The following is a 14,913-nucleotide window of genomic DNA, read 5'->3' on the forward strand; positions in this document are numbered from 1 at the left end:
ATTAATGTATGCTGTATTCAGACTTTTCCTTCATCAAAGAGTTTCTCATACAGTGAAAGCGAACGACTGCAGGTCGTCTATCATCTTGCTTTGGATTTCATTCTCATGCCAAGGCATCCCGTCTATCAATGACAGTCTCTTGATGGCTTGGATGCCACGTTCCTTCAGCTCGGATGAGATTGAGCCGGTTATCTTTATCTGCGCAAAAGCAGTGGCGTAAGTGACAATGTCACTTTGAACCATATTCATCTCTGCCATCATGTCTGACGACATTTCTTTAACTACCTCTGCATCAAGAGTGTCTGCCGCGACATACGTCATCCCCAATGCCTCTTCAATGAATTTCCGCGGAAAAGCGTCAAAGTCAAAATCAGGCATTTTCCTTATGTATTCATATATGCTGAACAATGTGTCATGTCCCTCGTCACTACCGAATGGGGCTTCCTCGTCACATTCCGAATAATAGAATTCCTCACGGAAATGCTCGGCAAATCGCGGATGAGAAGTCTTCGGGGTCAGTCCGTACTCTTCATTGTCAAGATACAATCTGTTGGTAAAATCAAAGTTTTCGTCCTCAACATAGCCTTTATTTATCTTTGAGCGGATAATCTTTTCTGCTTCCTTCCGGCACTCTTCCTCTGTGTCAAATTCCTTCAAACCGAATGTTCCGATACTGCCACATCTGCCATAGCCTACAGCAAAACTGCAACCACTATAATCTATCCACCAAAACTTATGTGTCTTGTCGTCTTTATACACAAAACCTCTTTTCATATCGCTCTTGTTTTTTAAAATTAGTTATCATAGGTAATGAAACAACTGTTTCGTTAGAACAAGTACAAAGGTAACAAAAAAAACGGACAAACAATAATTTTGGAAGTCTTTTTATGCCAAAGAATCATATATTATGAGGTTTTCGCCCAAAGGGACTGACAGACACTGCCAAAGTGGCAGACTGTGGCACACTTTATCTGTTGGCACGGTCATTGTAACTTTATAGGCAGCGGGGCATTCTAAAACACAAGCTCACGCAAAAACAAGAACGAAAGTATAAACATTAAAAATATAAAGAAAGGAAACAAATTATGGGAAAGATTATCGGTATTGACCTCGGAACAACAAACTCCTGTGTCTCTGTATTTGAAGGCAACGAGCCTGTCGTTATCGCAAACAGCGAAGGCAAGCGCACAACACCTTCAATTGTAGGCTTCGCGGAGAACGGCGAGCGCAAGGTGGGCGACCCTGCAAAGCGTCAGGCTATCACAAACCCAAAGAACACAGTATACTCTATCAAGCGTTTCATGGGTGAGACTTATGAGCAGTCTGCAAAAGAGGCTGCACGCATGCCTTACTCTGTAGTCAATGAAGGTGGCGTGCCACGCGTTGACATCGACGGCAAGAAATATACTCCACAGGAGATTTCTGCAATAGTTCTTCAGAAAATGAAGAAGACTGCTGAGGATTACCTCGGACAGGAAGTGACAGAGGCTGTCATCACCGTACCGGCTTATTTCTCAGACTCACAGCGTCAGGCTACAAAGGAGGCAGGTCAGATTGCAGGTCTGAACGTTAAGCGTATCGTCAACGAGCCAACAGCAGCAGCTCTTGCTTACGGTGTTGACAAGGCTAACAAGGACATGAAGATTGCTGTGTTCGACCTCGGTGGCGGCACATTCGATATCTCAATCCTTGAGTTCGGCGGCGGTGTGTTTGAGGTTCTCTCAACAAATGGTGACACTCACCTCGGCGGTGATGATTTCGACCATGTAATCATCGAATGGCTTGCCAACGGTTTCAAGGCTGACGAGGGCATCGACCTCACAAAGGATCCAATGGCTATGCAGCGTCTTAAGGAGGCTGCCGAGAAGGCAAAGATTGAGCTTTCAAGCACTACCTCAACAGAAATCAACCTGCCTTACATCTCAGCAGAGGGAGGTGTGCCTAAGCACCTTGTGAAGACTCTCACACGTTCACAGTTCGAGCAGCTGGCTCACTCTCTCATCCAGGCTTGCCTCGTGCCTTGCCAGAACGCAGTGCGCGACGCGAAGATTTCCACTTCCGACATTGACGAGGTTATCCTCGTAGGTGGTTCAAGCCGTATCCCTGCAGTGCAGGAGGTAGTGAAGAACTTCTTCGGCAAAGAGCCTTCAAAGGGCGTCAACCCTGATGAGGTTGTGGCAGTAGGTGCTGCTATCCAGGGTGCTATCCTTGCCGGTGACGCAGGTCAGGACATCGTGCTCCTCGACGTTACACCGTTGACTCTCGGTATCGAGACTATGGGTGGCGTGATGACAAAGCTCATTGACGCTAACTCCACAATCCCTTGCAAGAAGAGCGAAGTGTTCTCTACCGCAGCTGACAACCAGACAGCCGTAACAATCCATGTTCTTCAGGGTGAGCGCCCGATGGCATCACAGAACAAGTCCATCGGTAACTTCAACCTCGAAGGTATCGCACCGGCACGCCGTGGTGTTCCACAGATTGAGGTGACATTCGACATCGATGCCAACGGTATCCTCTCTGTGTCTGCAAAGGACAAGGCGACAGGCAAGGAGCAGTCTATCCGCATCGAAGCTTCATCCGGTCTTTCAAAGGAGGACATCGAGCGCATGAAGGCAGAAGCAGAGGCTAATGCTGACGCAGACAAGAAGGAGCGTGAGAAGATTGACAAGCTCAATCAGGCTGACTCCATGATTTTCCAGACAGAGAACATGCTCAAGGAGCAGGGTGACAAACTTCCTGCTGATGTGAAGTCAGAGATGGAGGCAGCTATCCAGAAGCTCAAGGATGCTCACAAGACTCAGGATGTCGCTGCTATCGACACAGCAATCGCAGAGCTTAACGCTGTCGCACAGAAGATGTACCAGGCCGGTGCTCAGGCAGGTCCACAAGCCGGTCCTGACATGAACGGCGGCTTCAATGGCGGTGCTCAGAACAACAACGCCGGCTCCAACTCTTCTGACGCTCAGGACGCTGATTTTGAGGAGGTGAAGTAAGAGTAATAGCATATAACAACAGAAAAGGAGTATAACATTCTAAGTTACACTCCTTTTCTGTTGTTATATGTAAATAAACACTATATTATCGTTATGCCATATTTTATCTTTATATTAGCAAACAACTACATCAACACAATCAATATAATCGGAGGCTGCATCTGCTGATTGCACCACCTTGATTATCTTGATGTCCGAAGCTATATCCGGAATGAGTGTGCGCTTGATGTTCTCAATGTATGTCACTGTTTCGTTTCCGCAGAATTTTATGTAAGAAAGCTTGTAATTGTAGACTCGTGTGACAACATTCTGCGGCATGTCATCAACGAAAATACCGACACGCTTTACTGAAGATTCTGGAGACGACATAGCGGAATTATCTGCCCTGTCAGGAAGTGTCCCACAATAGGATGGTAATTGTTTAATATACAATGGATTATTCCTGTCAAATACAAGTTCTACAACATCCTGATTCAACTCTGATATATCATGTATGATTCGTGCTTTTCCCATAACTTATACAACTCCATCTGTTTATAAATAAAACTCCTTCATAACCTCCTGATACCACTCACTCCGTGAACCATCGGCATTCAGGAGACAGAATGTCTCTTCAACAAGTTCACAGCGCATTCCTTTCTTGAACACAAGGATGAAACGTTTCGGCTGTTTGCGTGGCACTGTCTTTATGGCATAGCAGTGCTTCATGCTGAACCCTGTTATCAGACATTCGGCTGTGAACCGCTTGAGAGCTTCCACCGGTATGCTTACGGAGAACACTCCACCGTCTTCCAGCAATGAATATGCACCGCTGACAAGGTCATGGAAGGAAAGGCTTGAAGTATGCCGTGCCCTTGTCCTCCCTTCATCCGGATTCTCAAAGCTATCATCATAGTACGGAGGATTGCTCACAATGCAGTCAAAGACAGGCTTTTCCTGCCCATGCCACAAATTCTCGTCAGAAGAAAACTTGCTGAAATCCCCTTTCACAAGCGTTAGTCTGTCAGCAAACGGAGAAGCTGCGAAATTGTCATAAGCATCCAAATATGCATTATCGTCAATTTCTATCGCCGTCACTTGCGCATCAGGAAAACGCTGCGCAAACATCAATGAAACAACACCTGTCCCTGCACCGATGTCAAGCACTCTACTACCACCTTCGCCCAAAGTGCCGAGAAGCACTCCGTCAGTTCCAACCTTCATCGCCGCACGAGGCTGACGGACAGTAAATTGCTTGAATTGAAAATAATCATTACTCATTTAGAATAACAGTTTTGATAAATACGAATGAACAGCAAACCATGCATCGGACAACTGCATTTTAACAGTCTGCTTACTATAAGTAACTATGAAAAGCCTTAATTATTGTAATAATTAAAGAAAACTTTCGATTGTTCTAAGATTTTTTAGTAATTTTGCAAACTCAATAGCCTAAAAATTAAGGACAAAGAAAAAACAACCAACTTACGAATTCTGACAAAGATTATATGAACGAGAACTCACAAATACAAATGATTGCCGACTACGAAGGCGACATCGAGACATTATTTGACATAAATTTTGACGGAGTTATCCCAATCCTTGCCACAAGAAATATCGTGATGTTTCCTGGGGTAATCTGCCCTATCCTTATCGGACGTGAACAGAGTGTCGGTCTCATTGATGCGATGAGAGCGAACCCTAACCGCATATTCGCAGTGTTCTGCCAACGCAATTCCGACGTGGAGATTCCGTCAAAAGAGGATGTGTACACTACCGGAGTATATGCCAAACTGGTGAAAGTCATCGACCTGCCGGGAAACCAAAAGACAGCTATCGTGCAAGGCCTCAGCCGTTGCAAGCTTGATGATTTCTATTACACACCGGCATATTTTGAAGGCAAAGTAAGTGCAATGCCGGAATTGCTGCCGGAAACAAACGACACAGAATTCAGCACTGCAGTAAAGACCATGCGCCGCAGTATGGAGGAGTACATACAGAAAAACGATGAATTCCCTAACGAGTCTGCTTTCGCACTGCAAAACATCTCCAACAACATCCTTGTCACAAATTTCTCTGCAACCAACCTCCCTATTGCCATTACCGAGAAGATGGGACTTCTGGAGACGCAAAGTATCAAGGAGCGCTTGTTCAACCTCCTGAGAATCCTCAGTCGTGAAATACAGTTCCTTGACCTGAAACTCAACATTCAGAACAAGACCCACGAAGACATTGACGAGCAGCAGCGCGAATATTTCCTTCACCAGCAGATGCGCAACATCCGCGAAGAACTCGGTGGCAGCGAAGGCTCGCCTGAAAAAAAAGCACTGAAGGACAAAGCTGCAGCACAGAAATGGACTGAAGAGGTCAAGAAGGTTTTTGAAAGGGAATATGACAAGCTGGATAACTACAATCCTCAGTCTCCTGATTACCAGATTCAGCTGACTTATCTCCAGACATTCGTGTCCCTGCCATGGGGTGAGAAGACCGTCGACAACCTCGACCTGAAGCATGCTGAGAAAGTCCTGAACTCTGACCACTATGCCATGGAGAAGGTTAAGGAGAGAATCCTTGAATTCCTTGCTGTCATGAAGCTCCGTTCCATGGCACGCCAGAACAATGAGGAAATAAGGCACAAGTCACAGATCATCTGCCTCTTCGGCCCTCCGGGAGTAGGAAAGACTTCACTCGGCAAGTCCATTGCCAAAGCTATCAACCGAAAATACGCACGCATCTCTTTGGGCGGAATGCACGACGAGAGCGAGATTCGCGGTCATCGCCGCACATACATCGGAGCTATGCCGGGACGCATCATCAAGGCACTGCAGAAGGTTGGCTCGTCAAATCCTGTGTTCATCCTTGACGAGATTGACAAAGTAACACAGAAGACAATAAACGGCGACCCGACATCCGCACTCCTTGAAGTGCTTGACCCGGAACAAAACTCCACATTCCACGACAATTATCTTGATGTGGACTATGACCTCTCCGACGTGCTGTTCATTTGTACGGCAAACGACCTCGGCACTCTCCCGAAACCATTGCTTGACCGTATGGAAATCATAGAACTCACAGGTTATACCACAGAGGAGAAGTATGAGATTGCAAAGCGTCATCTTGTCAAGCGCGACAAGCAGGACAACGGATTTGCAGGAAAGGCATACAAAGACCTGAAATTTGACAAGAAGGCACTCATCAGAATAATAGAGCAATACACACGCGAAAGCGGTGTGCGCCAGCTTGACCGCCAAATCAACAAGGTGCTGCGCAAACTTGCTGTGGAGATGCTTACCCAAAAAAGCGAAGAGACCGGATTGGAGAAGATACAGGTTGACGACATTGAGAAATATCTCGGCAAACCATTGGTTACACGCGAAATCTATCAGGGCAACAACTACGCCGGAGTCGTTACGGGACTTGCATGGACAAGTGTAGGTGGAGAAATCCTCTTCATCGAGACCTCCCTGTCCAAAGGCAAGGCAGGAAAGCTGACATTGACGGGAAACCTTGGTGATGTCATGAAAGAGTCTGCCGTTCTCGCACTCGAATACTGTAAGGCTCACTCCGACCTACTGAACATCGACTACCGCATTTTCGACAACTACAACATCCACATCCATGTTCCCGAGGGTGCTACCCCAAAGGACGGTCCGTCAGCCGGCATCACCATCGCCACTTCCATCGCTTCAGCACTGACACAGCGCAAAGTGCGCAAGAACACGGCAATGACCGGTGAGATTACCCTACGCGGACGTGTCCTCCCTGTCGGAGGAATAAAGGAAAAGATTCTTGCAGCAAAGCGCGCAGGCATCACCGACATTCTCCTATGCCACGAAAACAGGAAGGACATTGAAGAGATTGCCGATTTCTACCTTACCGGCCTGGAGTTCCATTATGTGGAGAATGTCAAGGACGTTTGGGATTTCGCTCTTACAGATGAAAAGGTTGACAATGCTATAGAGTTCACCATCGAACCTGAAAAAGACAAGACACAGACGGCATAAGCCTGATGTGTCTTGCCATATAAATAAAGATTATCACATGAAATTCAAATTAGAATATACTGACAACGCTTCGGACGCAAGAGCGGGAACCATAACAACTGCTCACGGAGAGATAAAGACTCCTATCTTCATGCCCGTCGGCACATGCGGTGCCGTAAAGGGCGTACATTTCTCGGAGCTTCGTGAACAGGTGAAGGCACAGATTATCCTCGGCAACACTTACCACCTCTATCTCCGCCCGGGGCTTGACATACTGCGAAAGGCAGGCGGTCTGCACGGATTCAACGGTTGGGAGCGACCAATACTGACTGACTCGGGAGGCTTTCAGGTCTTCTCGCTCACAGGCATAAGAAAGCTGAAAGAGGAAGGATGCACCTTCCAGTCGCACATCGACGGCTCACGCCACATCTTCACTCCTGAGAATGTCATGGACACAGAGCGCATCATCGGTGCGGACATCATGATGGCATTTGACGAATGCGCACCGGGAGAGGCAGACTTTGAGTATGCAAAGAAATCCATGCAGATGACCCACCGCTGGCTTGACCGTTGCCTGAAACGCTTCAATGAGACCGAGCCTCTCTACGGATACGAGCAGACACTCATGCCTATCGTACAGGGATGCAAATATCCGGAACTGCGCCGCGAGTCAGCGAAATTCATCGCGGACAAAGGCGCAGACGCCAATGCTATCGGCGGACTTGCCGTAGGCGAACCTACCGAAATCATGTACGAGATGATTGAGGTTGTCAATGAAATACTGCCAAAGGACAAGCCACGCTATCTCATGGGTGTCGGCACTCCGCAAAACATTCTTGAAGCCATAGAACGCGGTGTCGACATGTTCGACTGCGTGATGCCTACACGCAACGGGCGTAATGCAATGCTATTCACATACGAAGGCACAATGAACATGAAGAACAAGAAATGGGAGGACGATTTCTCACCGATAGACCCTGACGGATGCGACGTTGACAGGATTTACACAAAGGCATATCTGCATCATCTGTTCAAGGCACAAGAGCTCCTTGCCATGCAGATTGCATCAATACACAATCTCGCATTCTACCTTCGCCTCGTCACTGACGCACGCGAACATATAATAAAAGGTGATTTCACGCAATGGAAAAACTCCGTAATCTACAATCTCGGCTTAAGAAGATAAACCTGCCCACCATAAACCAAAGGGCAATCAGAGGACTATTGGGGCTGAAACGTCTCGACACTTACATCATCAGTAAGTTCATCGGAACGTATTTCTTCTCAATACTCCTCATCATCTCCATTTCCATTGTCTTCGATTTCAACGAGAACCTTTCCAAGTTCACGCAATACCACGCACCATGGCAAGCCATAGTCTTTGACTACTATGCCAACTTCGTGCCGTATTTCGCAAACCTCTTCTCACCGCTCTTCTGCTTCATTGCCGTAATCTTCTTTACGTCAAAACTGGCAGGCAACTCGGAAATAATCGCCATCATTGCAGCAGGAGTGAGCTTCAAGCGACTGATGCGCCCCTACATGATTTCATGTGTGCTGATAAGCACCATGTCATTCTATCTCGCTTCTTATGTCATACCGAAAGGAAATGTCGTGCGGCAGAATTTCGAGTCCATGTACAAGAACAACAAGAAGAACACCTCCGCCGACAATGTGCAGTTGCAGGTGGACAAAGGTGTCATCGCGTACATAAAGCATTACGACAACATCCACAAGACCGGATTCGGCTTCTGCCTTGACAAGTTTGAGAACAAAAAGCTTGTCTCCCACATGACAGCATCCAGCATCCAGTACGACACACTCGCAAACGCCAAATACCATTGGAAAGCAACAAACTGGAAAATCCGTGAGATGAAAGGCATGAGGGAATATATCACCAGTGGCAATGCCTTGGACACGCTGATACAGATGGAGCCGATAGACCTCGTGTTCTCCAAAGGACAGCAGGAGACATTTACCTCCCCACAACTCAAAGAGTACATCAACAAGCAGATTGACCGTGGTTCCAAGAACATCGTGCAGTACGAAGTGGAGTACCACAAGCGAATAGCCTCATCCTTTGCCTCATTCATTCTCACCATTATCGGTGTCTCCCTATCCTCACGCAAGCGCAAAGGCGGCATGGGCATGTACCTCGGCATCGGTCTGGCACTCAGTTTCATATACATCATGCTGCAAACCATCAGCGCAACATTCGCCATAAATGCCGGTGCACCTCCTGCCCTCGCAGCATGGATGCCTAACTTCATCTTTGGCGCAGTGGCGTATTTCTGCTACAAGCATGCACCGAAATAAAATATTTGAATAATTTCAAAGTCAACCTGTGCAAAAAGACTCTTTGAACCGCAACTTTAACCCACACAAAATAGCCGTATCATTATTCAGTATTGAGTATGATACGGCTATTTTTGTGTATTGCAGTTACAATTAGCAATTTTCATAAATAACAATATGAAAGTAAACAAACTTATTATATTAAAATATGCAAGGTAAAAGCCCGATTTTACTTTACACAAAAACTAACAAAACCTTAAATAAAAGATAGTTTCGCAAAAGGTAACACTTTATATTGCAAAAGGTAAAGTATTGCATGATGAAAGGTAACACTTTGCATAGTCAGAAGTAACCTTTCATTATGTCATTTGCCATACCATGAAAAACACTGGGTTATAGGACAACAGACAAAAAGATTTTATCACATCAATATATTCCCATTCTTGATGTCCGAGAAAAGCAAAACATTTAATACGCACATATTCGCGTTTTATTGTGTTTAACATTCTTATTTAAGCAATATTAACCGTTTTAAGAAACAAAAATTTGGATTATTGCAGAAAAAACCGTAAATTTGCAGACGATTTCGGTATATATCCCGTTATTTTATAATTACATAGAGAATATCAAACCTAAAAACAAGCGCCTATAGACCAATATCTACTTAAATAATAAAAATTTAAGAAGAATGAACAATTCAGACAGTGTTGCATCCCTGTCTGCTCTCACTGATGAGCAGCTTGCAATAGCATACATAAATGGTAATAACAGCGCTTTTGACTTGTTGCTCGAACGTAACAAGACAAAACTTTTCTCGTACATACTTTTTGTGGTACGCAGCCGTGACATTGCCGACGACATCTTTCAGGACACTTTCGTGAAAGTCATCATCAGATTGCAGCGTGGAGAGTACAAGCCTTCAGGCAAATTCAGTGCGTGGCTTACACGCATTGCCCATAATGTCATCATGGACAGGTTTCGTTCGCAACAAAACAACTCGACGATTGATGTCGACAACGAGAATGATATGGCGAAAGTGGAGGGTGATGCCCTCACAAACGATTCTGTCGAAAACTATTTTGTGACGGAGCAGATACTCACAGATGTCAAGCATCTCATGAACCGTCTTCCGCCTCTTCAGCGCGAAGTGGTTTTCATGCGCTATTTCCAAGAGATGTCCTTCAAGGAGATTGCCGAGGTGACCGGCGTCAGCATAAACACTTCCCTCGGGCGTATGCACTACGCGGTGAACAACTTGCGTAAGATGATAAAAACCAACAAGATGGAGTTACACGTTGTGTAGCTCCATCTTGTTACCATTACTGTTTCTCAAAGCTTCTCCTGTCATCTCTATAAGAGTTTTTTTGCTCGAAGAACCCAAAGAAAGAAAAAAATTTCCTTACAAACGCAACCCACACAAGGGCGAAGCGGATTCTTTTAATTCTTTAATTTCTTAGAGAAAACAATCATCTTCGAGAAACAATCATTCCTTATAGCGGTCTCCCCAACAGTTCACCATATTCTGATACAGTTTCTCCTCCGCAGGACTATGCTGTCCATGCCAGAAACGCGAATCCTGCAACTCATCGGGCAGGAACTGCTGACGTACAAAATGACCGGGATAATCATGCGAATACTTGTATCCGTCACTGTAACCAAGCTCCGCCATCAGCTTCGTAGGAGCATTGCGCAGATGAAGCGGGACAGGAAGATTGCCCGTCTCACGCACAACACCCAAAGCTGTGTTTATACCATTATATGCGGAATTGCTCTTCGGAGAAGTGGCAAGGTAGACCACAGCCTCGGCAAGCGGAATGCGTCCCTCGGGCCATCCTATCTTCATCACAGCGTCAAAAGCAGCATTGGCAAGAAGAAGGGCATTGGGATTTGCAAGTCCGATATCCTCGGAAGCCGAAATAATCAGTCTGCGTGCTATGAACTGAGGGTCTTCCCCACCCTCAATCATCCTTGCCATCCAATAAAGAGCCGCATCAGGGTCACTGCCGCGAATGCTCTTAATGAATGCCGAGATGATGTCATAGTGCATCTCGCCGTCCTTGTCATAAGCCAAAGGATTCTGCTGAAGGCGCATGGCAACCAGTTCGTCAGTGATGACCACCTCACCTTTGCCTTCCGACTCTACAACAAGTTCAAGAATGTTAAGCAGTTTGCGGGCGTCACCACCACTGTATCTTAGCAACGCACCACTCTCACGTATCTCTATATTCTTCTGTGAAAGCACAACATCCTCATGGACAGCACGTTCAAGAAGTTCCAGCAAATCATCTTTCTCTAAAGACTTGAGCACATACAACTGGCAGCGTGAAAGCAACGGGCGGATAACCTCAAACGAAGGATTCTCCGTTGTAGCACCAATAAGCGTGACAGTGCCCTTCTCCACAGCACCAAGCAGAGAGTCCTGCTGTGACTTGGAGAAACGATGGATTTCATCTATGAACAGTATCGGACTGGAAGTCTGGAAGAATCTGTTTGACTCCGCCTTCTGTATGACCTCTCGCACATCTTTCACACCACTTGTAACGGCACTCAGTGTATAGAACGGCACCTCCATCTGGTTTGCCACAATCTGCGCCAACGTTGTCTTGCCCACACCAGGAGGTCCCCACAAAAGGAAAGATGAGACACGCCGTGCCTCAATCATGTTCCTAAGCACCGCCCCTTTGCCGACAAGATGCTTCTGACCTATATACTGTTCTAAAGTGCGCGGACGCATACGTTCTGCTAAAGGCTGACTCATTTCTGTTTTTTTGTTCTTGTTATCTTACCTTTTGCAAAATTAAGAAATAAACACGAATTAACAAAAAATATAATCCAAAATCTTGCAAATACATTATTAAAGTCTTACCTTTGCACCCAAATTCAATAAAACAGAAAAACATATATGACGAAAAACAACAATCAGGAAGGAATCTCTTCACTTGCAAACGTGACAAAAGGCAACGCCTGGGACTTGCAGGAAAACGATGTCGTGCGCCTATGGCAAGCAGCAGAGAAAGAAGAGGACATCCGTGAAAGCGGACGCCATTATATGGACATACTCCGTGGTGCGTTTGAACTTGAAGAACTAAAAATCGACAAACCGGAGATAATAAAGAAATATGAGGCACGCGGCATGACCGTCGCTGAACTGCCTTATGGAGAGGGCACAAAGAAGTGGGGCATAAAGAAGCGTGCCATAAACCGTGTCACTGACCTTTCCTATGAGAATATCACACATATCTCCGCAGCAAAGCTCATTGAGGTGCTCGAACGCAATTTCGGTGGAGGTTGGGACTCTCTCTCACAGGGAATACGCGACATCATCGAACACGGATTCGACATCAGCACAACAACCCTTCCAAAGGAGCGCCTGAAGAAGAAAGGCGGAATGTACGAAATGAAGGTCGATGACGGATTCGAGGTTCTCGAAATAGAAAAAGGCACATGGGTGGAAGCAATCTTTGCCAAAGCAAAACCTAAAGTCGAGAAACATTCCAGTTTGCTTGATAGCACAAACAGTTTCGGTCTCAGAGATGAAGACAGCGAAGACGAGGATGGCGATCTACCGGAAGACACATATAACATGCCTGACGAGGATGACGACATTGACGAGGATGCTCTTACAGCAGAGAGCTATCGCACAACAATCGATGCTAAACCGGAAGATCTTGACATCACTGTCGACGATCTTGATGATGAGGAATATTAAAACAGCATACTACAAAATTTCATGATTGTAAAATGATTAGGGGTGGACACAAGTTTTTGTGCTCACCCCTAATCGTTTCCCATATTTATCTCTATACGCACAAGATATAAACAATTTCATAGTAAAAAAACTGAAATATTCTTATGCCAATGAAAAAAAAATGAGTATATTTGCAGGAAATAACCTAAACGCTAACATGACTATGAAAAAAAGAGTAATCGAATGTGTGCCTAACTTCAGTGAAGGAAGGGACAAGGCTGTCATCGATAGCATTGTCGGTGCCATAGCAAGGATTGACGGTGTCAGGGTGCTTGATGTTGACCCAGGCGAAGCTACAAACCGTACTGTCGTCACTTTCGTAGGCAGTCCCGAGGCCGTTGTGGAAGGTGCTTTCCAAGGTGTCGCGCGAGCCGGGCAGCTGATTGACATGCGCAAGCACAAGGGTGCTCACCCACGTATCGGGGCAACGGATGTGTTGCCTTTGGTGCCTGTTTCCGGCGTTACGCTTGAAGAATGTGCGGAAATGGCAAAGGCTTTGGCGAAGAGAATCGCCGATGAACTTAATATTCCCACCTATTGTTATGAGGCTGCGGCGGCCACACCTGAGCGCAAGAACCTTGCGGTTGTGCGCAAAGGAGAATATGAGGCGTTGGCGGAAAGGGTTATGACCGGCGGAGAAGGCCCGGACTTCGGCGCACGTCCTTACGATGAGATGATGGCACGGAGTGGTGCGACCATTGTCGGCGCACGTGAGTTCCTTATCGCAGTAAACTTTAATCTGAACACAACGTCCACACGGCGTGCCAACGCCATTGCTTTTGATGTCCGTGAGAAAGGGCGTCCGAAAAGGACAGGCCCGAAGGTCACTGACAAGGCAGTGCTTGACGAGAATGGCAGGAAAGTGATGATTCCGGGAACATTGCCTGGAACGAAAGCCATAGGCTGGTATATCGAGGAATATGGCATCGCGCAGGTTTCGATGAACATCACGGACATAAACGCCACCCCACTCCATGTGGCTTTTGACGAAGTGTGCCGTGCTGCCAACGAGCGCGGTGTCCGTGTGACAGGAACGGAGATTGTGGGGCTTGTCCCGCGACGCACACTGATTGAAGCCGGCAAGTATTTTCTTAGGAAGCAGCAGCGCTCCGCAGGTGTTTCCGACGAAGAGATTATACGCATCGCCATAAAATCCATGGGACTTGATGAGCTTTATCCTTTCAAGCCGGAGGAGAAAATCATAGAGGACATGGTCAGCGAAAAGCATGCCAAAGGCCTTGTTGGCATGACTTGCAGGGCTTTCGCCTATGAGACGGCAAGCGAGTCGCCTGCTCCCGGTGGTGGTTCTATCTCTGCTTACATGGGAGCATTGGCAGCAGCTTTGGGCACTATGGTTGCCAATCTGTCAGCACACAAGCCCGGTTGGGACGATGAATGGGAGCAGTTTGGCAATGCTGCCGAGGAGGGACAGACATTGCTCAAAGAGCTGTTGGCATTGGTTGATGAGGACACGGCCGCCTTCAACAGGATTATGGCTGCACTGAAAATGCCGAAGAGTACTCCGGAGGACATCACGTTGCGCAACGAGGCTTTGCAGTCTGCCACGCTTTATGCCACCGAGGTTCCGCTCCGCACCATGAAAACTGCTGCAAGAGTTTTCCCATTGCTGAAGGCTATGGCTGAGAACGGTAACCCGAACTCTGTCAGTGATGCCGGTGTTGGTGCGTTGGCGGCACGTAGTGCTGTGCTTGGCGCAAGGCTTAATGTGAGGATTAATGCTTCCGGATTGGATGACCGCAATCGCGCACAGGCGCTTATCGAAGAAGCGGAGGTTATTGCTTGCAAGGCTGTTGAGGCAGAAGCGGAGGTTTTAAGCATTGCCGAAAGGAAAATTCAATGGCATTAAAGACCTTAAAAGTCCTCCCCTCCATCCCCTAAAACATACTACCTA

General features: G+C 46.6%; 11 protein-coding genes. 7 read left to right on the forward strand and 4 right to left on the reverse strand.

Annotated features, from left to right (window positions below; all coding sequences use genetic code 11):
- Positions 1–45: 45 nt before the first annotated feature.
- Positions 46–774: a WGR domain-containing protein gene (locus HPS57_RS02915; protein WP_172180041.1), complete on the reverse strand. Its 729-nt coding sequence runs from the start codon at positions 772–774 to the stop codon at positions 46–48.
- 311 nt (positions 775–1,085) lie between these two features.
- Here HPS57_RS02915 and dnaK point away from each other — a divergent pair, with 311 nt between their 5' ends.
- Positions 1,086–2,996, forward strand: coding sequence for a molecular chaperone DnaK (gene dnaK, locus HPS57_RS02920; protein ID WP_172180043.1), 1,911 nt, complete (start codon positions 1,086–1,088; stop codon positions 2,994–2,996).
- Between the two features lie 114 nt (positions 2,997–3,110).
- Here dnaK and HPS57_RS02925 read toward each other — a convergent pair whose 3' ends face one another.
- Positions 3,111–3,509, reverse strand: a complete 399-nt coding sequence (locus tag HPS57_RS02925) for a beta/alpha barrel domain-containing protein (protein ID WP_172180045.1) — start codon at positions 3,507–3,509, stop codon at positions 3,111–3,113.
- 21 nt (positions 3,510–3,530) lie between these two features.
- Positions 3,531–4,256, reverse strand: coding sequence for a tRNA1(Val) (adenine(37)-N6)-methyltransferase (locus HPS57_RS02930; RefSeq protein ID WP_172180047.1), 726 nt, complete (start codon positions 4,254–4,256; stop codon positions 3,531–3,533).
- Between the two features lie 227 nt (positions 4,257–4,483).
- Between HPS57_RS02930 and lon the strand changes: the two genes are divergently transcribed.
- The 4 genes from lon to HPS57_RS02950 all read left to right on the forward strand — a co-directional run bounded on the left by lon (position 4,484) and on the right by HPS57_RS02950 (position 10,556).
- A complete protein-coding gene (lon, locus tag HPS57_RS02935) occupies positions 4,484–6,979 on the forward strand; it encodes an endopeptidase La (protein ID WP_172180049.1) in 2,496 nt (831 codons plus the stop codon).
- Positions 6,980–7,016: 37 nt separating this feature from the next.
- Positions 7,017–8,144 (forward strand): tRNA guanosine(34) transglycosylase Tgt, encoded by a 1,128-nt coding sequence (tgt, locus tag HPS57_RS02940; RefSeq protein WP_135939885.1) that lies wholly within the window; start codon positions 7,017–7,019, stop codon positions 8,142–8,144.
- Positions 8,102–9,274 carry an LptF/LptG family permease gene (locus HPS57_RS02945; RefSeq protein ID WP_172180051.1) on the forward strand — a complete coding sequence of 391 codons (1,173 nt, stop codon included), beginning with the start codon at positions 8,102–8,104 and terminating at the stop codon, positions 9,272–9,274. Before tgt ends, HPS57_RS02945 begins: the two co-directional genes overlap by 43 nt.
- Before the next feature lie 667 nt (positions 9,275–9,941).
- Positions 9,942–10,556: an RNA polymerase sigma factor gene (locus HPS57_RS02950; protein WP_172180053.1), complete on the forward strand. Its 615-nt coding sequence runs from the start codon at positions 9,942–9,944 to the stop codon at positions 10,554–10,556.
- A 180-nt stretch (positions 10,557–10,736) separates the two neighbouring features.
- Here HPS57_RS02950 and HPS57_RS02955 read toward each other — a convergent pair whose 3' ends face one another.
- Positions 10,737–12,011 (reverse strand): replication-associated recombination protein A, encoded by a 1,275-nt coding sequence (locus tag HPS57_RS02955; RefSeq protein WP_172180055.1) that lies wholly within the window; start codon positions 12,009–12,011, stop codon positions 10,737–10,739.
- Between the two features lie 144 nt (positions 12,012–12,155).
- On the opposite strand from HPS57_RS02955, the gene HPS57_RS02960 reads away from it, so the two are divergent.
- A complete protein-coding gene (locus HPS57_RS02960) occupies positions 12,156–12,962 on the forward strand; it encodes a hypothetical protein (protein WP_172180057.1) in 807 nt (268 codons plus the stop codon).
- A 202-nt stretch (positions 12,963–13,164) separates the two neighbouring features.
- On the forward strand, positions 13,165–14,868 hold the full coding sequence (gene ftcD, locus HPS57_RS02965) for a glutamate formimidoyltransferase (RefSeq protein ID WP_172180059.1): 1,704 nt from the start codon (positions 13,165–13,167) through the stop codon (positions 14,866–14,868).
- Positions 14,869–14,913 lie beyond the last annotated feature (45 nt).

This window comes from Palleniella intestinalis, from assembly GCF_013166595.1.
GTDB lineage: Bacteria > Bacteroidota > Bacteroidia > Bacteroidales > Bacteroidaceae > Prevotella > Prevotella intestinalis.

Excerpts from the sequence above, each read along its gene's own strand:
- HPS57_RS02915 (WP_172180041.1), bottom strand. The coding sequence starts at position 774 with ATGAAAAGAGGTTTTGTGTATAAAGACGACAAGACACATAAGTTTTGG.
- dnaK (WP_172180043.1), top strand. The coding sequence starts at position 1,086 with ATGGGAAAGATTATCGGTATTGACCTCGGAACAACAAACTCCTGTGTC.
- HPS57_RS02925 (WP_172180045.1), bottom strand. The coding sequence starts at position 3,509 with ATGGGAAAAGCACGAATCATACATGATATATCAGAGTTGAATCAGGAT.
- HPS57_RS02930 (WP_172180047.1), bottom strand. The coding sequence starts at position 4,256 with ATGAGTAATGATTATTTTCAATTCAAGCAATTTACTGTCCGTCAGCCT.
- lon (WP_172180049.1), top strand. The coding sequence starts at position 4,484 with ATGAACGAGAACTCACAAATACAAATGATTGCCGACTACGAAGGCGAC.
- tgt (WP_135939885.1), top strand. The coding sequence starts at position 7,017 with ATGAAATTCAAATTAGAATATACTGACAACGCTTCGGACGCAAGAGCG.
- HPS57_RS02945 (WP_172180051.1), top strand. The coding sequence starts at position 8,102 with ATGGAAAAACTCCGTAATCTACAATCTCGGCTTAAGAAGATAAACCTG.
- HPS57_RS02950 (WP_172180053.1), top strand. The coding sequence starts at position 9,942 with ATGAACAATTCAGACAGTGTTGCATCCCTGTCTGCTCTCACTGATGAG.
- HPS57_RS02955 (WP_172180055.1), bottom strand. The coding sequence starts at position 12,011 with ATGAGTCAGCCTTTAGCAGAACGTATGCGTCCGCGCACTTTAGAACAG.
- HPS57_RS02960 (WP_172180057.1), top strand. The coding sequence starts at position 12,156 with ATGACGAAAAACAACAATCAGGAAGGAATCTCTTCACTTGCAAACGTG.
- ftcD (WP_172180059.1), top strand. The coding sequence starts at position 13,165 with ATGAAAAAAAGAGTAATCGAATGTGTGCCTAACTTCAGTGAAGGAAGG.